The organism is Pseudomonas sp. ICBG1301 (assembly GCF_016918385.1).
Taxonomy (GTDB): domain Bacteria; phylum Pseudomonadota; class Gammaproteobacteria; order Pseudomonadales; family Pseudomonadaceae; genus Aquipseudomonas; species Aquipseudomonas palleroniana.
Map to the genome: position 1 here is coordinate 191281 of NZ_JAEKGB010000008.1, position 23761 is coordinate 215041.

23 protein-coding genes are annotated in these 23761 nt (G+C 61.4%); 11 read left to right on the top strand and 12 right to left on the bottom strand.

Annotated elements, in window-relative coordinates:
- Window positions 1-30: 30 nt before the first annotated feature.
- Window positions 31-585 carry a tetratricopeptide repeat protein gene (locus JBE38_RS20240; protein WP_090365663.1) on the top strand — a complete coding sequence of 185 codons (555 nt, stop codon included), beginning with the start codon at window positions 31-33 and terminating at the stop codon, window positions 583-585.
- A 147-nt stretch (window positions 586-732) separates the two neighbouring features.
- Here the strand turns inward: JBE38_RS20240 and JBE38_RS20245 are convergent, their stop codons facing one another.
- Entirely contained in the window at window positions 733-1059 is a 327-nt protein-coding gene (locus JBE38_RS20245; RefSeq protein ID WP_040071161.1) for a DUF1820 family protein, read from the bottom strand.
- A 132-nt stretch (window positions 1060-1191) separates the two neighbouring features.
- Here JBE38_RS20245 and miaB point away from each other — a divergent pair, with 132 nt between their 5' ends.
- The 5 genes from miaB to lnt all read left to right on the top strand — a co-directional run bounded on the left by miaB (window position 1192) and on the right by lnt (window position 6599).
- On the top strand, window positions 1192-2520 hold the full coding sequence (gene miaB / locus JBE38_RS20250; RefSeq protein ID WP_104996058.1) for a tRNA (N6-isopentenyl adenosine(37)-C2)-methylthiotransferase MiaB: 1329 nt from the start codon (window positions 1192-1194) through the stop codon (window positions 2518-2520).
- 215 nt (window positions 2521-2735) lie between these two features.
- Entirely contained in the window at window positions 2736-3734 is a 999-nt protein-coding gene (locus JBE38_RS20255) for a PhoH family protein (RefSeq protein ID WP_205344990.1), read from the top strand.
- On the top strand, window positions 3727-4185 hold the full coding sequence (gene ybeY / locus JBE38_RS20260) for an rRNA maturation RNase YbeY (protein WP_060754712.1): 459 nt from the start codon (window positions 3727-3729) through the stop codon (window positions 4183-4185). Before JBE38_RS20255 ends, ybeY begins: the two co-directional genes overlap by 8 nt.
- A gap of 42 nt (window positions 4186-4227) precedes the next feature.
- Window positions 4228-5067, top strand: a complete 840-nt coding sequence (locus JBE38_RS20265) for an HlyC/CorC family transporter (protein WP_017735641.1) — start codon at window positions 4228-4230, stop codon at window positions 5065-5067.
- Window positions 5068-5075: 8 nt separating this feature from the next.
- Entirely contained in the window at window positions 5076-6599 is a 1524-nt protein-coding gene (gene lnt, locus JBE38_RS20270; protein ID WP_090365660.1) for an apolipoprotein N-acyltransferase, read from the top strand.
- 50 nt (window positions 6600-6649) lie between these two features.
- On the opposite strand, the gene JBE38_RS20275 is transcribed toward lnt, so the two are convergent.
- On the bottom strand, window positions 6650-7411 hold the full coding sequence (locus JBE38_RS20275; protein ID WP_205344991.1) for a YdcF family protein: 762 nt from the start codon (window positions 7409-7411) through the stop codon (window positions 6650-6652).
- A gap of 102 nt (window positions 7412-7513) precedes the next feature.
- Window positions 7514-7837, bottom strand: a complete 324-nt coding sequence (locus tag JBE38_RS20280; RefSeq protein ID WP_060754716.1) for a hypothetical protein — start codon at window positions 7835-7837, stop codon at window positions 7514-7516.
- A 260-nt stretch (window positions 7838-8097) separates the two neighbouring features.
- Between JBE38_RS20280 and leuS the strand changes: the two genes are divergently transcribed.
- From leuS to JBE38_RS20305, 5 genes are all read left to right on the top strand, one after another.
- On the top strand, window positions 8098-10704 hold the full coding sequence (gene leuS / locus JBE38_RS20285; protein WP_090365655.1) for a leucine--tRNA ligase: 2607 nt from the start codon (window positions 8098-8100) through the stop codon (window positions 10702-10704).
- 88 nt (window positions 10705-10792) lie between these two features.
- A complete protein-coding gene (locus JBE38_RS20290; RefSeq protein ID WP_090365654.1) occupies window positions 10793-11398 on the top strand; it encodes an LPS-assembly lipoprotein LptE in 606 nt (201 codons plus the stop codon).
- A gap of 39 nt (window positions 11399-11437) precedes the next feature.
- Window positions 11438-12475 carry a DNA polymerase III subunit delta gene (gene holA, locus JBE38_RS20295; RefSeq protein ID WP_205344992.1) on the top strand — a complete coding sequence of 346 codons (1038 nt, stop codon included), beginning with the start codon at window positions 11438-11440 and terminating at the stop codon, window positions 12473-12475.
- A 117-nt stretch (window positions 12476-12592) separates the two neighbouring features.
- Window positions 12593-12757: an alternative ribosome rescue factor ArfA gene (arfA, locus tag JBE38_RS20300; RefSeq protein ID WP_003176285.1), complete on the top strand. Its 165-nt coding sequence runs from the start codon at window positions 12593-12595 to the stop codon at window positions 12755-12757.
- A 61-nt stretch (window positions 12758-12818) separates the two neighbouring features.
- A complete protein-coding gene (locus JBE38_RS20305; protein WP_205344993.1) occupies window positions 12819-14144 on the top strand; it encodes a lytic murein transglycosylase in 1326 nt (441 codons plus the stop codon).
- A gap of 118 nt (window positions 14145-14262) precedes the next feature.
- Here the strand turns inward: JBE38_RS20305 and JBE38_RS20310 are convergent, their stop codons facing one another.
- The 9 genes from JBE38_RS20310 to mrdA all read right to left on the bottom strand — a co-directional run bounded on the left by JBE38_RS20310 (window position 14263) and on the right by mrdA (window position 23759).
- Window positions 14263-15183 (bottom strand): S66 peptidase family protein, encoded by a 921-nt coding sequence (locus JBE38_RS20310; protein ID WP_090365650.1) that lies wholly within the window; start codon window positions 15181-15183, stop codon window positions 14263-14265.
- A 138-nt stretch (window positions 15184-15321) separates the two neighbouring features.
- Window positions 15322-16323, bottom strand: a complete 1002-nt coding sequence (gene lipA / locus JBE38_RS20315) for a lipoyl synthase (protein WP_161548486.1) — start codon at window positions 16321-16323, stop codon at window positions 15322-15324.
- A 26-nt stretch (window positions 16324-16349) separates the two neighbouring features.
- Window positions 16350-16997 carry a lipoyl(octanoyl) transferase LipB gene (gene lipB, locus JBE38_RS20320; RefSeq protein WP_104996062.1) on the bottom strand — a complete coding sequence of 216 codons (648 nt, stop codon included), beginning with the start codon at window positions 16995-16997 and terminating at the stop codon, window positions 16350-16352.
- The gene (locus JBE38_RS20325) at window positions 16997-17272 is read right to left on the bottom strand and encodes a DUF493 domain-containing protein (protein WP_090365645.1); all 276 of its coding nucleotides are present in this window, start codon (window positions 17270-17272) and stop codon (window positions 16997-16999) included. Before JBE38_RS20325 ends, lipB begins: the two co-directional genes overlap by 1 nt.
- A gap of 84 nt (window positions 17273-17356) precedes the next feature.
- On the bottom strand, window positions 17357-18514 hold the full coding sequence (locus JBE38_RS20330; protein WP_060754725.1) for a D-alanyl-D-alanine carboxypeptidase family protein: 1158 nt from the start codon (window positions 18512-18514) through the stop codon (window positions 17357-17359).
- Between the two features lie 182 nt (window positions 18515-18696).
- Complete coding sequence (locus JBE38_RS20335; RefSeq protein WP_090365644.1) at window positions 18697-19698, bottom strand: septal ring lytic transglycosylase RlpA family protein; 1002 nt, start codon at window positions 19696-19698, stop codon at window positions 18697-18699.
- Entirely contained in the window at window positions 19698-20708 is a 1011-nt protein-coding gene (mltB, locus tag JBE38_RS20340; RefSeq protein WP_198762230.1) for a lytic murein transglycosylase B, read from the bottom strand. Before mltB ends, JBE38_RS20335 begins: the two co-directional genes overlap by 1 nt.
- A gap of 17 nt (window positions 20709-20725) precedes the next feature.
- Window positions 20726-21829 (bottom strand): rod shape-determining protein RodA, encoded by a 1104-nt coding sequence (gene rodA, locus JBE38_RS20345; RefSeq protein ID WP_057703348.1) that lies wholly within the window; start codon window positions 21827-21829, stop codon window positions 20726-20728.
- 31 nt (window positions 21830-21860) lie between these two features.
- Window positions 21861-23759 carry a penicillin-binding protein 2 gene (mrdA, locus tag JBE38_RS20350; RefSeq protein WP_205344994.1) on the bottom strand — a complete coding sequence of 633 codons (1899 nt, stop codon included), beginning with the start codon at window positions 23757-23759 and terminating at the stop codon, window positions 21861-21863.
- Between the last annotated feature and the right edge of the window lie 2 nt (window positions 23760-23761).

Sequence of the window (23761 nt, forward strand, 5' to 3'; positions counted from 1 at the left end):
ACGCGCCCCGTCAGAGGTAAGTCGATTCCCATGAAACGCACCGGCCGCACCCTGGTACTGGGCTGCCTGTTGCTCCTTCAGCCGCTGCTGGCACATGCACAAGCAGGCGGCAACTCGTTGTTAATCCCAGCGATGGGTCGTTGCACCCTCAATACACAGCCAGACAGCCAGGCCGAAGCCTTGAGCGCGTGCCAGAAACAGGCCGACGGCGGTGATGCGCAGGCGCAATACGAGTTGGGTGAGTATTACCACGACAGTAAAAATCCGGCCCGCGACCTCAACAAAGCCTTGAGCTACTTCGAGAAAGCCTCGTTGCAGGGCCACGCCCAGGCGCAATTCCAGCTGGGCAACATGTTCTTCAAGGGCGAAGGCGTACCGGCCAATAACGTCCAGGCGTATATCGTGCTGAAAATGGCCGCGGTCAACGGCGCCGAAGACGCGCTGGACACCGCCGACGAAGTCGCCGAACACATGCAGCGTGATGAGTTGGAAGTAGCCACCCAAGTACTGGGCCAGATCTTCCGCAATTACCTGCAGGAATTGCAGAGTGCCGATGGGCGCTCGCCCTTCTCCCCCCTCCCCTGATCAGAACCTGTAGTGAGCGGGCTTGTCCCGCGCTGGGTGGCAAAGCCGCCCCAAACCCAGGCGCCTCGGTCTACCTGAAACACACCAGCGTCCTTGTTGGGGCGGCTTCGCCACCCAGCGCGGGGCAAGCCCGCTCACTACCACGCTTTATTTCTCAGGCATCGGCATCGGAAACGGCATGACATTGCCCACGCCCCGGGCCTCGCTGATCTTCGGCGTGCCCAGGCGCTCCACCTCGTCGATGCGCACAATCGAATGCATCGGCACAAAGCTGCGCACCACGCCTTCAAACTGCGCCTTGAGCTTTTCCTCGCCCGGGTCGACGACCAACTGGGTGCGCTCGCCAAAGACGAACTCTTCCACTTCCAGGAAGCCCCACAGATCACTTTGATAGATCTGCTTGGCGTACATTTCGAACACCTGGCCCTGGTTGAGGAAAATCACCTTGTAGATTGGAGCTTCACGTTTGGTCATGGCGGGCAAACAACACATCGGGGGATATAAAAGGGGGCGCGAACTATAGCATGCCACCCGATGCACAACGCTAGGAACCCATGGGCATGCCCCCTATAATGCGCGGTTCTTTACCACCAGTTGACGATCCCCATGGCCAAGAAGCTTTACATCGAAACCCACGGTTGCCAGATGAACGAGTACGACAGCTCGCGCATGGTCGATCTGCTGGGCGAACACCAGGCCCTGGAAGTCACCGCCCGCGCCGAAGATGCCGACGTGATCCTGCTCAACACCTGCTCGATCCGCGAACGAGCCCAGGACCGTGTGTACTCCCAGCTGGGCCGCTGGCGCGAATTGAAGCTGGCGAACCCGGAGATGGTAATCGCCGTCGGCGGCTGCGTGGCCAGCCAGGAAGGTGCTGCGATCCGCGACCGCGCGCCCTATGTCGATGTGGTCTTCGGCCCACAGACCCTGCACCGCCTGCCGGAAATGATCGACGCCGCCCGCGTGACCAAGTTGCCGCAGGTCGATGTCTCGTTCCCGGAAATCGAAAAATTCGACCACTTGCCCGAGCCGCGCATCGACGGGCCGAGCGCCTACGTGTCGGTGATGGAAGGTTGCAGCAAGTACTGCACCTTCTGCGTAGTGCCTTACACACGCGGTGAAGAAGTCAGCCGGCCGTTTGACGATGTGCTGTCGGAAATCATCCACCTGGCCGAAAACGGCGTGCGCGAAGTGACCCTACTGGGCCAGAACGTCAATGGCTATCGCGGCCAGACCCATGACGGACGAATGGCCGACCTGGCGGAGCTGATCCGCGTGGTGGCCGCGGTCGACGGCATCGAACGCATTCGCTACACCACCTCCCATCCGCTGGAGTTCTCCGACAGCCTGATCCAGGCCCACGCCGAAGTGCCGGAACTGGTCAAGCACCTGCACTTGCCGGTGCAGTCGGGCTCGGACCGCATTCTGGCGGCCATGAAGCGCAACCATACCGCCCTGGAATACAAATCCAAACTGCGCAAACTGCGGGCGGCGGTGCCGGGCATCTGCATCAGCTCGGACTTCATCGTCGGCTTCCCGGGCGAGACCGAAAAAGACTTCGAGCAGACCATGAAGCTGATCGAAGATGTTGGTTTCGACTTTTCCTACTCGTTCGTCTACAGCCCGCGCCCGGGCACCCCGGCCGCCGATCTGGCGGACGACACCCCCGAAGCGCTGAAAAAAGAACGCCTGAACGCACTGCAACATCGCCTGAACCAGCAAGGTTTCGAGATCAGCCGACAAATGGTCGGCTCGATCCAACGCATCCTGGTCACCGACTATTCGAAAAAAGACCCGGGCGAACTGCAAGGCCGCACCGAGAACAACCGAATCGTCAACTTCCGCTGCGACAATCCGACCCTGATCGGCCAATTCGCCGACGTGCACATCGACGCGGCACAACCGCACTCGTTGCGCGGGTCGTTATTGCCGTGACCTTGTGAACGACACAGATCAAATGTGGGAGGGGGCTTGCTCCCGATGAGGGCGTGTCAGCCCCAGATGCTTTATCTGGACCACTGCTATCGGGAGCAAGCCCCCTCCCACACTGGGATTACGCCGAATTCGGGTTATATAAGTGCTTTCGCACACCGGCGGCTGGCGTTATCCTCTCTTTCACCTCAACAGCCAAAGGGCGGCTAAAAGCGACCTTGAACGCACCCATAGAACCTCATCGTTTTCTCCTCGAGCCTTTTGAGGCTCGCCGTTTCGCCAACCTGTGCGGACAGTTCGACGAGCACTTGCGCCTGATCGAACAACGTCTGAGCATCGAGATCCGCAACCGCGGTAATCAGTTCGAGCTGATTGGCGAACCCCAGCACACCACGTCGGCAGAAAACCTGCTGCGTCGCCTCTACCGCGAAACCAAAGGTAGTGAGCTGTCGCCGGAGACCGTGCACCTGTACCTGCAGGAATCCGCCGTGCAAGACCTGGCCAACAACCCGGTGGCCGAAGCCAGCGTGGCCCTGCGCACCAAGAAAGGCATGACTCGCCCACGCGGCTTGAATCAGCAGCGCTACGTCAAGGAAATCCTCGGCAACGACATCAACTTCGGCATCGGCCCCGCCGGTACCGGCAAGACCTACCTGGCCGTAGCCTGCGCGGTGGATGCCCTGGAGCGCGAGCAAGTACGCCGCATCCTGCTGGTGCGCCCAGCGGTCGAAGCCGGCGAGAAACTCGGCTTCCTGCCCGGCGACCTGGCGCAGAAGATCGACCCGTACCTGCGCCCGCTCTACGACGCACTTTACGAGATGCTCGGCTTTGAATACGTGGCCAAACTGATCGAGCGCCAGGTGATCGAGATCGCCCCGCTCGCCTATATGCGCGGTCGCACCTTGAACAACAGCTTCATCATCCTCGACGAGAGCCAGAACACCACCGTCGAGCAGATGAAAATGTTCCTGACCCGTATCGGTTTCGGCTCCACCGCCGTGATTACCGGTGACATCACCCAGGTCGACCTGCCCAAGGGCACCAAATCGGGTCTGGGCCAGGTGATCGAGGTACTCAAGGATGTGCCGGGCATCAGCTTCACGCATTTCATGCCCAAGGACGTCGTGCGCCACCCGCTGGTGCAGCGCATCGTCGAAGCCTACGAGCGCTTCGAACACCAGGGCGACGCCCCGAAGGACGCACGCCACGATGCTTGAGCTAGACCTGCAACTGGCGACCGACGCGCCCGCGCCCAGTGAAGAACAGTTTCGCCGCTGGTGCGCCCTGGCCCTGCGCCAGCGCACCGCCGACTCTGAGCTGACCATCCGCCTGGTGGACGAGCCTGAGGGCCGTGAGTTGAATCACACCTGGCGGCAAAAGGATTACGCCACCAACGTGCTGTCCTTCCCCGCCGACGTACCGGATGAGTTACTGGATATTCCCCTGCTGGGCGATCTGGTCATCTGCGTGCCGGTGGTGGAGCGCGAGGCGCGTGAACAAGGCAAGGAACTTGAAGCCCACTGGGCCCATCTAGTCATCCACGGCTGCTTGCATCTCTTGGGTTACGACCATATAGACGATGACGAAGCCGAGGAAATGGAAACACTGGAACAAACGTTGCTTGCAGAACTGGGTCACCCTGACCCTTATGCAGATGACGAAAACTGATCAACACTTAACCTATACAACAAAGGATTCAGAGTAATCGCTATGAGCGAAGACCGATCGAGCAACGGGCAGAAGTCATGGCTGGGCAAGTTGACCCAGGCTTTTGCCCACGAGCCGAAAAACCGCCAGGAGCTGCTGGAGCTGCTGCGCGAAGCCCATCAGAACAAGTTGCTGGACAGCGAAGCGCTGGCCATCGTCGAGGGCGCCATCCAGGTCGCTGACCTGCAAGTACGGGACATCATGGTACCGCGCTCGCAGATGATCAGCATCAAGGCGACCCAGACCCCACGGGAATTCCTCCCGGCCGTGATCGACTCGGCGCACTCGCGCTACCCGGTGATCGGTGAAAGCCATGACGATGTCATGGGTGTCCTGCTGGCCAAGGACCTGTTGCCGCTGATCCTCAAGGAGAACGGTGACAACTTCAACATCAAGGACCTGCTGCGTCCGGCCACCTTCGTGCCTGAATCCAAGCGCCTGAATGTGTTGCTGCGCGAGTTCCGCGCCAACCACAATCACATGGCCATTGTGATCGACGAATACGGTGGCGTGGCTGGCCTGGTAACGATCGAAGACGTACTGGAGCAGATCGTCGGCGACATCGAAGACGAACACGACGTCGAAGAAGACAGCTACATCAAGCCCCTGCCCAGCGGTGACTTCCTGATCAAGGCGCTGACGCCGATCGAGAACTTCAACGAGTTCTTCGACAGCGAATTCTCCGACGATGAGTTCGACACAGTAGGCGGCCTGGTAATGAATGCGTTCGGGCACCTGCCAAAGCGTAACGAAACTACCGAAATCGGTGCGTATCGCTTTCGCATCCTGAATGCGGACAGCCGTCGCATCCACTTGATCCGCCTGACACCTATTGCCCGCTAAGGACTGATATGCGCCGCTTTATAGCCCCCGGCTGGCCCGGTAACTTGCTGGCCGTGGTGGCCGGCGCCGTCACCACCCTGGCCCTGGCACCGTTCGACCTGTGGCCGTTTGCCCTGGTGGCCGTCGGATTGTTCTATGTCGGGCTCCGGGAACTGACGCCACGCCAGGCCCTGGGCCGTGGCTGGTGTTTCGGTTTCGGCCTGTTTGGCGCCGGCACCAGCTGGATCTACTACAGCATCCACCATTTTGGTGGTGCTTCGGCGCTGCTGGCCGGCTTCCTGATGCTGCTGTTCACCGCCGCCATCGCCTGGTTCTTCGCCCTGCCCGCGTGGCTATGGGCGCGCTGGCTGCGCCGTAATGAGGCGCCGCTGGCGGACGCGCTGGCCTTTGCTGCGTTGTGGGTCGGCCAGGAAGCGTTCCGCGGTTGGTTCCTCACTGGCTTCCCGTGGCTGTACTCCGGCTATAGCCAGCTCGACGGCCCGCTCAGCGGACTCGCCCCGCTGGGCGGCATGTGGCTGATTTCCTTTGCCCTGGCACTCACGGCGGCCCTGCTGTGCAACCTGCCCCGCCTGTTGGCGGGCAAGCGCAACGCTTTTATCGGCGCGGGCCTGGTGCTGCTGGTTGGGCCATGGGCCGTCGGCTTTGCACTTAAACACCATGCCTGGACCAGCCCTGCCGGCGCGCCACTGAGCGTGGCCGCGATCCAGGGCAACGTCGAACAAAGCATGAAGTGGGACCCCGAGCAACTCAATGCGCAGCTGGCGCTGTACCGCGACATGAGCTTCAGCGCCAAGCGCACCGACCTGCTGATATGGCCGGAAACCGCTGTACCGGTGCTCAAGGAGTCCGTCGAAGGTTACCTGGGCATGATGGGCAAGTTCGCCGCCGAGCGGAATTCCGCGCTGATCACCGGCGTACCGATTCGCCAGGAAGTCCATCACGAGAAGCGCTACTTCAACGGCATCACGGTTGTAGGCGAAGGCGACGGCACCTACCTCAAGCAAAAGCTGGTGCCTTTCGGTGAGTACGTGCCGCTGCAAGACCTGTTGCGCGGGCTGATCGCCTTCTTCGACCTGCCCATGTCGGACTTCGCCCGAGGCCCTTCTGACCAGGCCATGCTCCAGGCCAAGGGCTATCACGTTGCGCCGTTCATTTGCTACGAAGTGGTGTACCCGGAGTTTGCCGCAGGCCTGGCGGCCCAGAGCGACCTGCTGCTGACCATCAGCAACGACACGTGGTTCGGCCGCTCCATCGGCCCATTGCAACACCTGCAAATGGCGCAGATGCGGGCTTTGGAAGCCGGTCGCTGGATGATCCGCGCCACCAACAACGGCGTGACCGGCCTGATCAACCCATTCGGGCAGATCACTGCGCAGATCCCACAGTTCGAACGCGGGATTCTCTACGGAGAGGTCGTGCCGATGCACAACCTCACGCCGTACCTGCAATGGCGTTCGTGGCCGCTGATCATCGTGTGCGTGCTGCTGTTTGGCTGGGCGCTGCTGGCCGGCCGGATGTCCAAGGCGCTCTAACCGAGAATGTGGGAGGGGACTTGCTCCCTCCCACATTTTGATCTGCGGTGTTATCGGTAGAACAACCGATACCCTACCTGCCCCACGGCCTCGTTGAGCAACTGCCCGCTCTGCCACACCGACTTGAACTCGGGCATCCAGCCTCCTAGCGGTCGCGCATTGTCTACGCCAAGGAACCCCACCGGCCCCGGCACCACCGTGAAACCGGCCTTCTCGAAGCTCCACACCGAACGCGGCATATGCCAGGCCTGGGTCACCACGACGACGCGCTTGATGCCCTGGGGCAACAGGATCTCGGCACTCATCTGCGCGTTTTCCCAGGTGGTACGGCTACGCTCTTCCTTCCAGCGTACGGTGACGCCAAAGTCATCCTGCATCGACACAGCCATCAGCTCGGCCTCGCTGGGCGGCGTGCCGTAGTGCAAGCCGCCGCTGGTCAACACCGGCAAGCCGGATGCCTTGGCCAGACGTGCGGCATAACGCTCGCGCTCCAACCCGATCCCGGTCGGCTGGTCGGTTCCCCATGCGGAGTCACCGCGCTCGCGCCCCGAACCCAGCACCACAATCGCATCGGCCCGTTGCGCCAGGCTCGCCCACTCTTCACGGGCCAGGGGTGGTTCGGTCTCCAGCGCATGCGCTCCCCATTGCACCATCACCGGCAGGCTCATCAGCCACATGCCCCCCAAATCCAGGGCAAAGCAAAACCCTGCCAGGCGCGGGCGGCTGCGACGAACCCACCAGGCGAACGCCAGCAACAGCAAGAAGATGCCGGGCGGCAGCAATAGTTGTTTGATGAAATAACGAAAAGGCATCGGGCATCTCCTAAGATGCCCGAAGCCTAGATGCAACGGGGTTCAGCGACAATCCTTACCAGCACATTCCGAGAAAAACCAACGACAGACACGCGGTTTATTTCACTTGCACCTCACCGCCTTGAGTTTGTCGCCTGCCCGCCCGGCGGACAGGTCCTTCAGCCAGATCACCTTGGCTGAACGCGTCGGCTCTTGAGACTGGGACGGCGGGGAAGCCTGCCCAGAAGAGGCGCGATGTTGATTCAATTCCAGGTAGCGCTTGATCAGTTCAAGTTCAGCCTGGCTCAAGCCTCGCAACTCCAGTTCCAGAGGCCGCTCATCACGCAATCGGCCTGCGGTTTTTGCAGCATCCAATGCCCGACCCAAACGGTCGATCAGCCCTTCATACAATTGCGGTTTCGTTAAGGTTCGCTGCGATTCACCCATCCCCTCACCTCATTGAAGAAATACTTGCTCCCCAATAAACAGCGTAGTCTGCGTGACTGTGCCTGCCCGGCGCCGCGACAGACGGCCTCGACCGCGCAATCAGGGTTTCCCTCGATAGAGTGGGGTCATGTATGCTACGGCGCTTCCTGTAACTCCACTTCCCGCAGGGTTTGGGCACAGACGCGCCGCTTTTTGGCGTCGATCACCTGAATGTTGTACCGAAGAGGATTAGGCCACCCCTATTCAGTTCAAAAGTAGCCATGCACGAACAATATCAGCCCCGTGAAATAGAAAATGCCGCCCAAACCTTCTGGGACGAGCAAAAGTCCTTTGAAGTCAGTGAACAGCCAGGCAAGGAGACTTATTACTGCCTATCGATGTTCCCTTACCCCAGCGGCAAGCTACACATGGGGCACGTGCGCAACTACACCATCGGCGACGTCATTTCCCGCTACCAGCGCATGCTCGGCAAGAACGTCCTGCAACCCATGGGTTGGGACGCCTTCGGCATGCCGGCGGAAAACGCTGCGATGAAAAACAACGTGGCGCCCGCCAAGTGGACCTACGAAAACATCGCCTACATGAAGACCCAGCTGCGCAGCCTGGGCCTGGCGGTGGACTGGTCGCGCGAAGTGACCACCTGCAAGCCGGACTACTACCGCTGGGAACAATGGCTGTTTACGCGCCTGTTCGAAAAAGGCGTGATCTACCGCAAGAACGGCACCGTGAACTGGGACCCGATCGACCAGACCGTACTGGCCAACGAGCAGGTCATCGACGGTCGCGGCTGGCGTTCCGGCGCGCTGATCGAAAAGCGCGAAATCCCGATGTACTACTTCAAGATCACCGCCTACGCGGATGAACTGCTGTCGAGCCTCGACGACTTGCCGGGCTGGCCGGAACAGGTCAAGACCATGCAGCGCAACTGGATCGGCAAATCCAAGGGCATGGAAGTGCAGTTCCCGTACAACGTCGATTCGATCGGCGAAGCGGGCGCACTGAAAGTCTTCACCACCCGTCCGGACACCCTGATGGGCGCAACCTACGTTGCCGTCGCCGCCGAACACCCGCTGGCCACCCAGGCCGCGCAGAACAACCCTGAGCTGCAGGCATTCATCGCCGAATGCAAAGGCGGCAGCGTGGCCGAAGCCGACGTCGCCACCCAGGAAAAGAAAGGCCTGCCAACCGGCCTGTTCGTCGAACACCCGCTGACCGGCGAGAAGCTGCCGGTGTGGGTCGCCAACTACGTATTGATGCACTACGGTGACGGCGCGGTAATGGCTGTGCCGGCGCACGATGAACGCGATTTCGAGTTCGCCACCAAGTACAGCCTGCCGATCAAATCCGTGGTGCGCACCAGTTCCGGTGACACCAACCCGGCCCCGTGGCAAGACGCCTATGGCGAGCACGGCACGCTGATCAACTCCGGTGAGTTCGATGGCCTGGATTTCCAGGGCGCTTTCGACGCCATTGAAGTCGCCCTGATCAAGAAAAACCTCGGCGCCTCGCGCACCCAGTTCCGCCTGCGCGACTGGGGTATCAGCCGCCAGCGCTACTGGGGCTGCCCGATCCCGATCATCCACTGCGAAAGCTGCGGTGACGTACCGGTGCCGGAAGACCAATTGCCGGTGGTACTGCCGGAAGACGTGGTGCCGGATGGCGCCGGTTCGCCGCTGGCGCGCATGCCCGAGTTCTACGAGTGCAACTGCCCGAAATGCGGACAGCCGGCCAAGCGTGAAACCGACACCATGGACACCTTCGTCGAGTCCTCGTGGTACTACGCCCGCTACGCCTCGCCGCACTATGAGGGCGGCCTGGTGGAAAAAGCCGCGGCCGACCACTGGCTGCCGGTGGATCAGTACATCGGCGGTATCGAACACGCCATTCTTCACCTGCTGTACGCGCGTTTCTTCCACAAGCTGATGCGCGATGAAGGCCTGGTAAGCTCCGATGAACCGTTCAAGAACCTGCTGACCCAGGGCATGGTGATCGCCGAGACTTACTATCGCCGCGAAGCCAATGGCGCCTACACCTGGTTCAACCCGGCGGACGTGGAGCTTGAGCGCGACAGCAAAGCCAAGGTGATCAGCGCCAAGCTGAAAGCCGACGGCCTGCCGGTGGAAATCGGCGGCACCGAGAAGATGGCCAAGTCGAAGAACAATGGCGTCGACCCACAGTCGATGATCGACCAGTTCGGCGCCGACACCTGCCGCCTGTTCATGATGTTCGCCTCGCCGCCCGACATGAGCGCCGAATGGTCCGACTCGGGCGTCGAAGGTTCACACCGCTTCCTCAAGCGCGTCTGGCGTCTGGCGCACGCCCATGTCAGCCAGGGCCTGCCGGGCAAGCTGGACGTTGCAGCCTTGAGCGATGAGCAGAAAGCCGTTCGCCGCAGCACTCACCTGGCTATCCGCCAAGCCAGCCAGGACGTGGGCCAGAACCACAAATTCAACACCGCCATCGCCCAGGTGATGACGCTGATGAACGTGCTGGAAAAAGCACCGCAAGCCACCGAACAGGACCGTGCGTTGATCCAGGAAGGCCTGGAAACCGTCACCCTGTTGCTGGCACCGATCACGCCGCACATCAGCCACGAACTGTGGAGCCGCCTGGGCCACAGCGACGCGGTCATCGATGCGCGCTGGCCAGTGCAGGACGACAGCGCCCTGGTACAGGACACGCTGCAACTGGTGATCCAGGTCAACGGTAAACTGCGCGGCCAGATCGACATGCCGGCCAGCGCCTCTCGCGAGGAAGTTGAAGCGGCGGCGCGTTGCAACGAAAACGTGCTGCGCTTTACCGAAGGCCTGACGATCCGCAAAGTGATCGTGGTGCCTGGCAAACTGGTCAATATCGTCGCTAGCTAATCGGATCGGGCGCAGGGCTTGGGCCCTGCGCCGAACAAAGCCTTCAGGGCCTCGATAGGGCCCACATGGTTTCAAGGGGAGCAACAAAATGATCAAACGCAACCTGCTGGTAATGGGCCTTGCCGTGCTGCTGAGCGCTTGCGGCTTCCAGCTGCGCGGTACCGGCACCAACGAGCTGTCACTCAAGGAACTCGACGTCAGCGCCCGCAACGCCTACGGCGAAACCGTCAAGCAACTGCGCCAGACCCTGGAAAACAGCGGCGTGCACGTCTACAACGGTGCGACCTACAAGCTGAACCTGATCGACGAGCAGGAAACCCAGCGTAACCTCAGCTACGCCAGCGCCGGTCGTGCGTCGGACATCGAGCTGAATACCAAAGTCGTGTATGAACTGCGTGGCCGTGATCAACTGCCATTGATGGGCGACAAGGTTGAAGTGCAGAAGGTCGTCAGCCACGACGGCAACAACCTGGTGGGCTCGGACTCGGAAATTATCCAGGTGCGCAAGGAAATGCGTCGTGAGCTGATCCAGCGTCTGATGGTCCGCCTGCAACAGCTGACCCCGGAAAAGCTGGCAGCCCTGCAACAGACGGCTGACAACAAGGCCAAGGCTGACGCCGATGCCCTGAAAGCCGCGCAGGAGTATGAAGACAACACGCCGAAACAATCGCCTGTTGAAGTCCCAGCCGAGTAAGCCATACGGGGCGCCCCAGGCGCCCCGTTCGCCCTGCCTATGAAACTCGCTCCCGCTCAACTCGCCAAACACCTGCAAAGTGGCCTCGCGCCTGTCTACATCGTCAGCGGGGATGACCCGCTGCTGTGCCAGGAAGCTGCCGACGCTATCCGCGTGGCTGCGCGCCAGCAGGGCTTCGATGAACGCCAGGTGTTCAGCGCCGATGCCAGTTTCGACTGGGGGACGTTGCTGCAAGCCGGCGCGAGCATGTCGCTGTTCGCCGAAAAACGCCTGCTGGAACTGCGCCTGCCTTCGGGCAAACCCGGTGACAAGGGCGCAGCCGCCTTACTGGAATACTGCTCACGCCCCGCCGAAGACACGGTCTTACTGATCAGCTTGCCCAAACTCGATGGCAGTGCGCAGAAGACCAAGTGGGGCAAGGCGCTGGTTGAGGGTGTGCAGACTCAGTTCATCCAGATCTGGCCGGTAGACAGCAACCAGTTGCCCCAGTGGATTCGTCAACGGCTGTCCCAATCGGGGCTGTCGGCGACGCAAGACGCGGTCGAGCTGATCGCTGCGCGGGTCGAAGGCAACCTGCTTGCCGCCGCCCAGGAGATCGAAAAGCTCAAGCTGATGGCCGAAGACGGGCAGATCACCGTCGAAACCGTGCAAGGCGCAGTGGCTGACAGCGCGCGCTTCGATGTATTCGGGCTGGTGGATGCGATCCTCAACGGTGAGCCCGCCCACGCCCTGCGCATGCTCGAAGGGTTGCGCGGCGAAGGCGTCGAACCGCCGGTGATTCTCTGGGCCCTGGCCCGGGAGCTACGGGTGCTGGCCAATATTGCCCTGCAATACAGCCAGGGTACGCCCCTGGACAGAGCCTTCAGCCAGGCCAAGCCACCCGTCTGGGACAAACGCAAACCCCTGATGAGCAAAGCCCTGCAACGGCACTCGGCGCAACGCTGGGCGCAGTTATTGCTGGAGGCACAACGCATTGACGCGCAGATCAAGGGCCAGGCGGCAGGTTCGCCGTGGATGAGCCTGAGTCGCTTGTCGCTGTTGATGGCGGGTCAGCGGCTCAGCCTTCCCGCCGAATAACCGTCCTTCGCAGATTTTGACTGCGCTTACATTCCAAGAAACTTCTCAGGCTTTACAGCCGCACAACTTCGGCAGATTATTTGCACCGCTTCTTCCCCCCCAACGAGAGTACCCACCATGAGCAAAAAGCCATCCAAGCATGGCCCCAACAAGGCCAAATCCATCATCGCCCAGCCACTGTTCCGCAGCCGTCAGGAACGCGCCGGCAAGGGCAAAGGCAGTTACCGCCGCGAAGCCTTCCAGTCTAATAGCTGGGAGGCTTCTTACTTTCTGGCTGCCTGAAGGCAAGCGCCCCTCCGGCATGATAAGGTCTGCACCTGATCTGTAATTCCTGGACCTGTGCATGCCCTCTAGTCTTTCCCGTCGTTGGCACCTTCGCCAATTGATCGCTGCCTCCAGCCTCATTCTGCTTGTCGCCTGCGCGGAAAAACCCACCGCCGCAGATGCCCAGCCCCTGCCTAAACTCCAGACCGCGCCGGCCGTAGCGCCCGCAGTGGTGGCCCCGTTGGCGGTGGACAATCTCGATATCCAGCCGACCCAAACCTTTGCCGAGTGGATGGCCGGGTTTCGTGCCGAAGCCCTGAAGGCCGGCATCACGCCGGCGGTGTTCGATAACGCCTTTGCCGGGGTCACTCCCGATATGGCGGTTATCCGCGCCGACCGCAGCCAACCAGAGTTTTCCCGCCCGGTATGGGAATACCTCGACGGTGCACTGTCGCCGCTGCGTGTACGTAATGGCCAGGCCTTGCTGATCAAATACGCCGACATCCTGCAACGCATCGAGGAGCGTTACGGCGTTGATCGCCAAGCACTGGTCTCCGTCTGGGGCATGGAAAGCAACTTCGGCCAGTTCCAGGGCAACAATTCGGTGATTCGCTCCCTGGCGACCCTGGCCTATGAAGGCCGTCGCCCGGCGTTCGCCCAGGCCCAACTGCTGGCGGCGCTGCAAATCATCCAGCATGGCGATATCGCTGCCGACCAGATGAAAGGCTCCTGGGCCGGCGCCATGGGCCAGACCCAGTTCATCCCGACCACCTATAACACCCACGCGGTCGACTTCGACGGCGACGGTCGCCGCGACATCTGGAACAGCCCGGCCGACGCCCTCGCCTCCACCGCCCATTACCTGCAGAGCTCCGGCTGGCAGCGCGGCCAGCCGTGGGGCTTTGAAGTACGGCAATTGCCAGCCAACTTCGACTACAGCCTGGCCGACGGCGGCATCCGCAAGACCGTCGCCGAATGGATGCGGCTGGGTATCCAACTGCCGCCCGGCAGCAGTATGCCGCCGAATGTCGAGCAACTCTCCGCCGCCCTGCTGCTGCCGGCCGGTTATCGAGGCCCGGCATTCCTGGTGCTGGATAACTTCCGGGCAATCCTCAAGTACAACAACTCTTCATCCTATGCGCTGGCGGTGGGCTTGTTGTCGCAGCGGTTCAGCGGAGCAGGTGTGATCCTCGGCAGTTGGCCGAAGGACGAGCTGCCGCTGAGCCGCTCCCAGCGTATAGATTTGCAGACAGTGCTCAGCGCCAAGGGTTATGACGCGGGCAACGCAGACGGGATCATCGGCGCGAATACGCGCAAGGCCATTCGCGCGGCGCAGCAGTCATTGGGCTGGCCGGCGGATGGGTATCCGACAGTGAAGCTGCTGGAGTCGTTGCAGAGCCGGTAGATCAGCTTATGGCGACTGACGCCATCGGGAGCAAGCCCCCTCCCACACTGACGGTGTTCACAAATTCAGATATGTGAATACAGCAAGTGTGGGAGGGGGCTTGCTCCCGATGGCGGTTTCAGGGTTTAAACACCACATCCTGTTCCAACACCACCCGCTGCTCCCCCGCATCCAACCGCACCAACGCGCCCATCGGCAGTGTCAGGTTCGGATCGCAATGCCCACTGCGCCAGCCGGACAGCACCGGAATGCACAGCGGCTCGAAGGTTTGCTTCAGCAGGCGCTCTAACGCCGCTTGATCCACCCCGGCGACATCCCCCACCAGCACGCCGGCGACCTGGGCCAACTTGCCTGCCAGGCGCAAATGGGTCAGCAGCCGGTCAATCCGGTAAAGGGGTTCGTTGACGTCTTCGATCAACAGGATGATGCCCTCAGCCTCGATCTCGTAAGGCGTGCCCATCACTGCCGCGATCATCGACAGGTTGCCGCCCAGCAAGCGCCCGCAGGCAATGCCCGGCGAGACGGTGCTCAACGGGTAGGCCACCGGGTGCGCCAGCACGCTGCCGGTGCCCAGTTGGCCGCGCAGCATGGCGAACAATGAAGACTCGGTAGGTGGCAGCTTGTCGCCCAACAGGTCGGCATTGAGCATGGGGCCATGGAAGGTCACGAACCCGGCGTAACGGCTGATTGCCAGGTGCAGCGCGGTAATGTCGCTATAGCCCACGAAAGGCTTGGGGTGGGTGCGTAGCAGGTCGAAATCGATGCTATCGAGCAGCCGGGGCGTGCCGTAGCCGCCGCGCAGGCAGAAGATCGCGTCGATGTCAGGGTCGGCAAACGCCTTGTGAAGATCGTTGAGGCGGGTTTTATCGCTGCCGGCAAGGTAGCCGTCGCGCTCGTAGACCCCAGGAAAGATTCGCAGCTGGTAGCCGCGGGCGCGCATCCACTGGCCAGCTTTTTCGACATCCAGCGCGGCGGGGCCGGCGGGTGCGATCAGGGCAATGGTGCCTTCGGAACGCAGGGCTGGAACGGCTACGGTCATACACAACTCTCCCTAACTGACACGCAACGAAATGTGGGAGGGGGCTTGCTCCCGATAGCGGTACATCTGCAGCACATAAGCTGCCTGATACTCCGTTATCGGGAGCAAGCCCCCTCCCACATTGGGTCTGAATCCCTATCAGGAAACCAGGCTTGCCTTGACCAGCTTGGCCTGCTCATCGGCATGGTACGAGGAGCGTACCAACGGGCCGGAAGCCACGTTCTTGAAGCCCATCTTGTAACCTTCCTCGGCGAACCAGGCGAAGGTGTCCGGGTGCACGAAACGCTGCACCGGCAGGTGGCTGCGCGACGGTTGCAAGTACTGGCCCAGGGTCAGCATGTCGATGTCGTGCTCGCGCATGCGCTTCATGACTTCGATCACTTCCTCGTCCGTCTCGCCCAGGCCGAGCATCAGGCCGGATTTGGTCGGAATGTGCGGCATCATCTGCTTGAATTTCTGCAGCAGGGTCAGCGACCACTGGTAGTCCGAACCAGGACGTGCAGCCTTGTACAAGCGTGGCACGGTTTCCAGGTTGTGGTTGAACACATCCGGCGGCTCGGCAGCGGTGATTTCAAGCGCTACGTCCATACGGCCGCGGTAGTCCGGCACCAGGGTTTCCAGCATCACGTTCGGCGACAGCTTGCGGATTTCACGAATGCAGTCGGCAAAGTGCTGGGCACCGCCGTCGCGCAGGTCGTCACGGTCTACCGAAGTGATCACTACGTACTTGAGGCGCAGGTCGGCGATGGCGATGGCCAGGCTTTCCGGCTCGTTGACGTCCAATGGCTTCGGCCGGCCGTGGCCAACGTCGCAGAACGGGCAACGACGGGTGCAGATATCACCCATGATCATGAAGGTGGCGGTGCCGCCGGAGAAGCATTCGCCCAGGTTCGGGCAGGAGGCCTCTTCGCACACGCTATGCAGCTTGTGCTTGCGCAGCAGGGACTTGATACGGTCGACTTCCGGGGAAACCGGGATGCGCACGCGGATCCAGTCAGGTTTCTTCGGCAGTTCGGTGGTCGGGATGATCTTCACCGGGATGCGTGCAACCTTCTCGGCGCCGCGCAGCTTGACGCCGGCTTCCACCTTGGCACGCGGGGCCGGGGCCGGACGTTCGGTAACGTCCACCGTCGGGATCATGGTTTGCACTGCATCAGTAGTCATAATCAGTCGATTCCGCCCGTCAGGGTCGTCTGCTCAGCATAGTCGAGGTGTTTGACGAGCTGCGCACGCAGCCGGGCACTTACCTCGGCAAATTTAATCGGTGTGGCATGCTCGCTCAATTGGGTCATGGCCAGCCCGGCGTAACCGCACGGGTTGATCCGGCGAAACGGCGCCAGGTCCATGTCCACGTTCAGGGCCAGGCCATGAAAGGAACACCCATGACGAATACGCAGCCCCAGCGAAGCGATTTTCGCGCCTTGCACGTACACACCCGGCGCATCGGGCTTGGCCGCGGCCGTCACGCCGTAACTGGCCAACAGCTCGATCAGGCAAGCCTCCATGCGGCTGACCAGATCGCGTACGCCGAAACCCAGCTTGCGTACGTCCAGCAGCAGGTAAGCCACCAGTTGACCAGGCCCATGGTAAGTCACCTGGCCACCTCGGTCGACCTGCACCACCGGAATATCACCCGGCAGCAGCAGATGCTCGGCCTTGCCGGCTTGGCCCTGGGTGAACACCGGCGGGTGTTCCACCAGCCAGACTTCGTCGGGAGCCGAGGTACCGCGTTCGTTGGTGAAGCGCTGCATGGCATGCCAGACGGGCTCGTAGTCCATCCGGCCGAGCTCGCGAAAGCCCAGGACCTGCGACATCACAGCACCATGTGTACGAAGCCGGTGGCCCGCAGTTCGCTGTTGATGTTGTAGAGCTGGTCCTGATCCGTCGCAACGATGTGCAATTGGATCGTGGTGTACTTACCGTTGGTGCTCGAACGCTCGTCCACCCGGTTGTCGTTGATCGTGGCGTGTTTACGCACGATCTCGAGAATCTTGTCCTTGTTGCCTACACCGGTATCGCTGATCACTTTGACTGGATAATCAGTCACTGGGAATTCGATCTTTGGCGCCTTTACTTCTTTATCGGTCATGGCGTAACGGCCTCGTAAGCGTAAGCCGTGGCGACGGGCAAAGCCCCGTGTCGGGTCGACACGGGGCTTTGCAGGTGCACACTATCAGTTGAACAAGCTGTAGAAGAATAGACGGATGCTATCCCACACGCGGCGGAAGATACCACCTTCATCGACGGCGTCCAGAGCGATCAAGTCGGCGCTGTGCACCACTTTGTCGTCCAGCTTCACTTCGACCTTACCGATCACGTCGCCCTTGGCGATTGGCGCAACCAGATGCGGGTTCATGGTCATGCTGGCGGCGAGCTTTTTCAGCTGGCCTTTCGGCATGGTCAGGGTCAGGTCTTCAGCCAGGCCGGCCTTGACCTGGGAGGTGGCGCCTTTCCATACCGGCGCGGTCGCAAGCTCGGCACCCTTCTTGTAGAAGGTCTGGGTTTCGAAGAAACGGAAGCCGTAAGTCAGCAGTTTTTGCGTCTCGGCCGCACGAGCCTGCTCGCTGTTGGTACCGAAGACTACAGCGATCAGACGCTGGCCATCACGTACAGCGGACGACACCATGCAGTAGCCGGCTTCGTCGGTGTGGCCGGTTTTCAGACCGTCGACGGTCTTGTCACGCCACAGCAACAGGTTGCGGTTAGGCTGCTTGATGTTGTTCCAGAAGAATTCTTTCTGGGAGTAGATCGCGTAGTGAACCGGGTCGACACGGATGATGGCGCGAGCCAGCACCGCCATGTCATGCGCCGACGAGTAATGCTCAGGGTTCGGCAGGCCGGTCGGGTTCATGAAGTGGCTATTGGTCATGCCCAGGTCGCCGGCGGTCTTGTTCATCAGGTCGGCGAATGCATCTTCGCTGCCGGCGATGTGCTCGGACAGGGCGACGCTGGCGTCGTTACCGGACTGGATAATGATGCCGTGCAGCAGGTCACTGACAGTCACCTGCGAACCCACCTTGATGAACATCCGCGAACCGCCGGTACGCCAGGCGTTTTCGCTGACGGTCACCGGGTCGTTCTCGCCGATCTGGCCGCGACGGATTTCCAGGGTCGCGATGTAAGCCGTCATCAGCTTGGTCAGGCTGGCCGGTGGCAGGCGTTCGTCACCGTTGCTCTCGACCAGCACGTTGCCGCTGGCGGCATCCATGAGGACCCAGGCCTTGGCGGCCAGTTGCGGGGAAGCCGGCACCATCTCAGCCGCCCAGGCGGCCGGGGTGATGATCAGCGAAAGAAGCAGGCACGTGCGTTTGGCTAAGGTGGTGATGTTCATCCGTCTCTCGAAATTGCTTATAAAAACTTGCCCTCGCGGGCAAAACTATTCAGACAGCCCGCTTCCAGACTGTCGCGTGTTCGGTTGCCCGCTCACCCCTTGCCCCTGGGTTTTTATTGTTCAACGAGCCAACAACCAAGGCTCGAACCCGCGTGCGGGCCCAAGCCATCAATCCCTTACTTTTACTCTGCGGTGACCACGCTGGGTTGCCCCAGGTTGGCCAGACGCACGCTGTTCTGTACTTGCGCAACCTCGCTCGGCGAGCCGATCGGGCCCATGCGCACACGGTGCAGGGTCTGCTGGTTACGCACGATGGAGCTGATGAATACCGGCGCCCTGACCATACCGCTGAGTTTCGACCTTAGCAGTTCCGCCGCGTCCGGGTTGGCGAAAGCGCCCACTTGCAGGTATTGCCCGCCGGCCATCGAGGCGCCGGGTGCGGCACGCGGTACAACCACGGTATCCGGTGCGTGCTGCGCCGGCGGCGGCGTCCACTGTTCGATCTTGCCGGCCGAAGCGGTGACCTGTGGCTGCGGCGTCTGCGGTTCGTTGAGCATCAACGGCGCCGGCTTGCCACGCTGGGCCCAGTACTGCGCCGGGTCGATACCTTCGACCTTCACCCGCGCCGTACCGGTCTCGGCATAACCGAGCTTCTTGGCGGCCGCGTAGGACAGGTCGATGATCCGGTCGGAATAGAACGGCCCACGGTCATTGACCCGCAGGATCACCGTGCGGTTGTTGTCCAGGTTGGTCACCCGCACATAGCTGGGCAGCGGCAAGGTCTTGTGGGCCGCGCTCATGCCGTACAGGTCATACACTTCGCCATTGGCGGTGTTCTGGCCGTGGAACTTGGTGCCGTACCAGGACGCCGTACCCGTTTGCGAGTAGCTCTTGGATTCCTGCAACGGGAAGTAGTTTTTACCCAGCACGGTATAGGGGTTGGCCTTGTACGGGCCGGTGTGCAGGGTTGGGGTGGCGTCCGGGATCTTCGAAACATCGACATCCCACCACGGTGCGCCATCTTTATGCGCGCGGTTGATGTCCAGACCCGGCTGGGCGCGGACGATAGCCCCGCCCTTCTGCGCCGGTGCGCGACTGGTCGTGGAGGAGCAACTGACAACCAGCAAGGACAACGCGGCAAACGCCACCAGCTTGAGCGGTTTATTGAACGGCGATACCCGCATTACTTGTTGCCCCGTGCTTGGACCAGCATGTCTGACAGCTGATGCACGGCCATGGCGTACATCACGCTGCGGTTATAACGCGTGATTGCGTAGAAATTCTTCAGGCCCATCCAGTATTCCGGGCCATTTTCACCTTCCAGGCGGAACGCCGTCACCGGCATATCATCGCGTGGCGCATTCTGACTCGACCAGCCCAGCGCCCGCAACTCCCCGACCGTCTTGGCAGGCTCGATGCCCTGGGTCAGGCCTTCATCGGCGCGATCGCCGGTCACATCGGCACGGATCACCACAGGTTCGCCGGCCACCCAGCCGTGGCGCTTGAAGTAGCTGGCCACGCTGCCAATCGCGTCGTCGGGGTTGCTCCAGATATTGATATGGCCATCACCGTCGAAATCCACCGCATAAGCCCGGAAGCTGCTCGGCATGAATTGCGGCAGGCCCATCGCGCCGGCGTAGGAACCCTTGAGGGTCAACGGATCAACCTGCTCTTCGCGAGCCAGCAAGAGGAATTCGCGCAGCTCCTTACGGAAGAATTCGGCGCGTGGCGGGTAATCGAAACCCAGGGTCGACAAGGCGTCGATCACCCGGTAACTGCCGGTATTGCGCCCGTAGAAGGTTTCAATGCCGATGATCGCAACGATGACCTGGGCCGGCACACCGTATTCCTGCTCGGCGCGGGCCAGTGCAGCCTCGTGCTGACGCCAGAAGTCCACACCACGCGCCACGCGGGCATCGGTGAGGAACATGGGACGATATTCCTTCCACTGCTTCACGCGTTCGGCGGGGCGCGAAATCGCGTCGAGGATCGCCTGCTTGCGCTGGGCTTCGCGAAACACACCCATCAGCTGCTCGCCAGCGAAACCGTAGTCGCGGGTCATTTCACCGACAAATTCGGCAACCTGGGGTGAACCATCGTAGTCACCGGCCAGCGCCTCCTGCGTCGCGCCCAGCAGCCCGATCAGGCCCATCCAGGACGCGTGCCGAGTCGCCCAGCCGCGCATTACTTGCATTGACATCTTCACCTTATTCAAACCTGTGCGATCCACTTGCGATGCGTATGAATCGACATCAAAACCCCAAACGCTGACAGCAATGTCACCAGCGAAGTTCCGCCGTAGCTAATGAACGGCAACGGCACCCCCACCACCGGCAGCAGGCCACTGACCATACCGATGTTGACGAAAACGTAAACAAAAAAAGTCATGGTCAGGCTGCCGGCCAGCAATTTACCGAACAGCGTCTGCGCCTGGGCGGTAATCACCAGCCCGCGACCGATCAACAGCAGATAGATCAGCAACAGCGCGCAAATGCCCACCAGGCCGAACTCTTCGCCCATCACCGCAATAATGAAGTCGGTGTGGCTTTCCGGCAAAAAGTCCAGGTGCGACTGGGTGCCCAGCAACCAGCCCTTGCCGAATACGCCACCCGAGCCAATGGCCGCCTTGGACTGGATGATGTTCCAGCCGGTGCCCAACGGGTCGCTTTCCGGATCGAGGAAGGTCAAGATCCGTTGCTTCTGGTAATCGTGCATAAAGAAGAACCACATGGCCACGGCCACGGGGATGGCGGCAGCCAATACGCTGAGAATCCAGCGCCAGCGCAGCCCGCCCATGAACAGCACGAACGCACCACCCGCGAGAATCAACAGCGAGGTGCCAAGGTCGGGTTGGCGCACGATCAGGATAAACGGTACGCCGATCAGGATCAGGCTGATGCCCACATGCTTGAGCTGCGGCGGCAAGGTGCGCTTGGACAAGTACCAGGCGATGGTCGCCGGCATCAGGATCTTCATGAATTCCGACGGCTGGAAGCGAATCACCCCTGGAATGTTGATCCAGCGAGTCGCGCCCATGGCGTTGTGCCCCATCACATCCACCACCACCAGCAGCAACACACCGGCCACGTAACCCAGCGGCACCCAGCGCGCCATGAACCGTGGCTCCAGTTGGGCAATCACCACCATCGACAACAGGCCCAGGCCGAACGAGGACGCTTGTTTGATCAGCAAATCCCAGTTCTTGCCGCTGGCCGAATACAGCACGAACAGGCTGCCGGCCGCCAGGGTCAGCAGCAGGATCAACAACGGGCCATCAATGTGCATGCGCTGCAGCAGCGTCGCACGGCGACGCATCACATCGTCGCTGGAGAGGATGCGGTCAAAATTACTCTTCACGGGCCGTAACCTCGGGGCTTGAAGGGGGGCCACCATATTCGGGCTTGAGCCTGCCGTCGTCGGCCAACAACCAGGCGTCCATCACTTGGCGCACCACGGGCGCGGCAACGCCGGAACCGGACTCACCGTTTTCGACCATCACGGCCACCACGATCTTCGGGTCGTCCGCCGGAGCGAAACCAACAAACAACGCGTGGTCACGGTGGCGTTCCTGAACCTTGGAGCGGTCGTATTTCTCGCCCTGCTTGATCGCGACCACCTGGGCCGTACCGCTCTTGCCGGCGATGCGGTATTGAGCGCCGATTGCCGCCTTGCGCGCCGTACCACGGGCGCCGTGCATTACCTGCTGCATGCCGTGATTGACCTTGGTCCAATCGGACGAGTCGCGCAGCACGATGTCCGGGATCGGGTTTTCATCCACCGGCTTCTCGCCTTCGATGGTCTTGGCCAGGTGCGGGCGGTTCCAGATCCCTTTGTTGGCCACCAGCGCCGTCGCCTGGGCCAGTTGCAAAGGCGTGGCCTGCATATAACCCTGGCCGATGCCGAGGATCAGGGTTTCACCTGGGAACCAGGCCTGGCGACGGGTCGCACGCTTCCACTCCCGCGACGGCATCAGGCCGGGGGATTCTTCGAACATGTCCAGGGAGACTTTCTGACCGAGGCCGAACTTGCTCATATAGGCGGACAGGCGATCGATCCCCAGCTTATGGGCCAGGTCGTAAAAATAAGTGTCGTTGGAACGCATGATCGCAGTGTCCAGGTCGACATAGCCGTCGCCGGTACGGTTCCAGTTACGGTATTTGTGATCGTAGTTGGGCAGCATGTAATAGCCGGGGTCGTACACACGGCTGGAGGCTGTCACCACGCCAGCATCCAGGCCGGCAATTGCCACGGCGGGCTTGATCGTCGAACCCGGCGGATACAGGCCGCGCAGCACGCGGTTGAACAGCGGCCGGTCGATGGAGTCGCGCAGCTCGGCGTAGGCCTTGAAGCTGATGCCGGTGACAAACAGGTTCGGGTCGAAGCTCGGCTGGCTGACCATCGCGAGCACTTCGCCTGTCTTCGGGTCCAGCGCTACCACGGCGCCACGACGCCCACCCAGCGCCATCTCAGCCGCTTCCTGCAGCTTGATGTCCAGGCTCAACACAATGTCTTTGCCCGGCACCGGATCGGTACGCTTGAGCACCCGCAGCACCCGGCCGCGAGCGTTGGTCTCGACTTCTTCGTAACCGACCTGGCCGTGCAGCTCGGGCTCGTAGAACCGCTCGATACCGGTTTTGCCGATATGGTGAGTACCGCTGTAATTGACCGGGTCGAGGGTTTTCAGCTCTTTCTCGTTGATCCGCCCCATATAGCCTACGGAGTGGGCAAAGTGCGGCCCTTGCGGGTAATGCCGCACCAACTGCGCCACCACTTCCACACCCGGCAGGCGGAACTGGTTCACCGCGATCCGTGCGATCTGTTCTTCGGTCAGCTCAAACAGGATCGGCACCGGCTCGAATGGCCGACGCCCCTGTTTCATGCGCTTCTCGAAGATCGCCCGGTCTTCCGGCGTCAGTTGCAGCACCTCGACGATCACGTCGAGGACCTGCTGCCAGTCGCCGGAACGCTCGCGGGTCATGCTCAGGCTGAAGCTGGGTCGGTTGTCCGCCACCACCACGCCATTGCGGTCGAAAATCAGGCCACGGGTCGGCGGAATCGGCTGCACATGCACCCGGTTGTTCTCCGACAACGTGGAGTGATAGTCGTACTGGATCACCTGCAGGAAATACAGGCGCGCAATCAGCACACCCAGCAGCGTGACCACCAGAATCGCACCAAACACCACCCGCGAACGTACCAGACGTGCGTCTTTCTCGTGGTCCTTGATGCGGATCGGCTGGGTCATCG

Bases quoted from the DNA above. Each gene is read 5' to 3' on its own strand.
- JBE38_RS20335 (WP_090365644.1), bottom strand. From the start codon at position 19,698: ATGCGGGTATCGCCGTTCAATAAACCGCTCAAGCTGGTGGCGTTTGCC.
- holA (WP_205344992.1), top strand. From the start codon at position 11,438: ATGAAACTCGCTCCCGCTCAACTCGCCAAACACCTGCAAAGTGGCCTC.
- JBE38_RS20280 (WP_060754716.1), bottom strand. From the start codon at position 7,837: ATGGGTGAATCGCAGCGAACCTTAACGAAACCGCAATTGTATGAAGGG.
- JBE38_RS20325 (WP_090365645.1), bottom strand. From the start codon at position 17,272: ATGACCGATAAAGAAGTAAAGGCGCCAAAGATCGAATTCCCAGTGACT.
- lipA (WP_161548486.1), bottom strand. From the start codon at position 16,323: ATGATCCCGACGGTGGACGTTACCGAACGTCCGGCCCCGGCCCCGCGT.
- mrdA (WP_205344994.1), bottom strand. From the start codon at position 23,759: ATGACCCAGCCGATCCGCATCAAGGACCACGAGAAAGACGCACGTCTG.
- arfA (WP_003176285.1), top strand. From the start codon at position 12,593: ATGAGCAAAAAGCCATCCAAGCATGGCCCCAACAAGGCCAAATCCATC.
- JBE38_RS20240 (WP_090365663.1), top strand. From the start codon at position 31: ATGAAACGCACCGGCCGCACCCTGGTACTGGGCTGCCTGTTGCTCCTT.
- JBE38_RS20290 (WP_090365654.1), top strand. From the start codon at position 10,793: ATGATCAAACGCAACCTGCTGGTAATGGGCCTTGCCGTGCTGCTGAGC.
- JBE38_RS20310 (WP_090365650.1), bottom strand. From the start codon at position 15,183: ATGACCGTAGCCGTTCCAGCCCTGCGTTCCGAAGGCACCATTGCCCTG.
- ybeY (WP_060754712.1), top strand. From the start codon at position 3,727: ATGCTTGAGCTAGACCTGCAACTGGCGACCGACGCGCCCGCGCCCAGT.
- mltB (WP_198762230.1), bottom strand. From the start codon at position 20,708: ATGCAAGTAATGCGCGGCTGGGCGACTCGGCACGCGTCCTGGATGGGC.
- JBE38_RS20245 (WP_040071161.1), bottom strand. From the start codon at position 1,059: ATGACCAAACGTGAAGCTCCAATCTACAAGGTGATTTTCCTCAACCAG.
- rodA (WP_057703348.1), bottom strand. From the start codon at position 21,829: ATGCGTCGCCGTGCGACGCTGCTGCAGCGCATGCACATTGATGGCCCG.
- miaB (WP_104996058.1), top strand. From the start codon at position 1,192: ATGGCCAAGAAGCTTTACATCGAAACCCACGGTTGCCAGATGAACGAG.
- JBE38_RS20330 (WP_060754725.1), bottom strand. From the start codon at position 18,514: ATGAACATCACCACCTTAGCCAAACGCACGTGCCTGCTTCTTTCGCTG.
- JBE38_RS20275 (WP_205344991.1), bottom strand. From the start codon at position 7,411: ATGCCTTTTCGTTATTTCATCAAACAACTATTGCTGCCGCCCGGCATC.
- lipB (WP_104996062.1), bottom strand. From the start codon at position 16,997: ATGTCGCAGGTCCTGGGCTTTCGCGAGCTCGGCCGGATGGACTACGAG.
- lnt (WP_090365660.1), top strand. From the start codon at position 5,076: ATGCGCCGCTTTATAGCCCCCGGCTGGCCCGGTAACTTGCTGGCCGTG.
- JBE38_RS20305 (WP_205344993.1), top strand. From the start codon at position 12,819: ATGCCCTCTAGTCTTTCCCGTCGTTGGCACCTTCGCCAATTGATCGCT.
- JBE38_RS20265 (WP_017735641.1), top strand. From the start codon at position 4,228: ATGAGCGAAGACCGATCGAGCAACGGGCAGAAGTCATGGCTGGGCAAG.
- leuS (WP_090365655.1), top strand. From the start codon at position 8,098: ATGCACGAACAATATCAGCCCCGTGAAATAGAAAATGCCGCCCAAACC.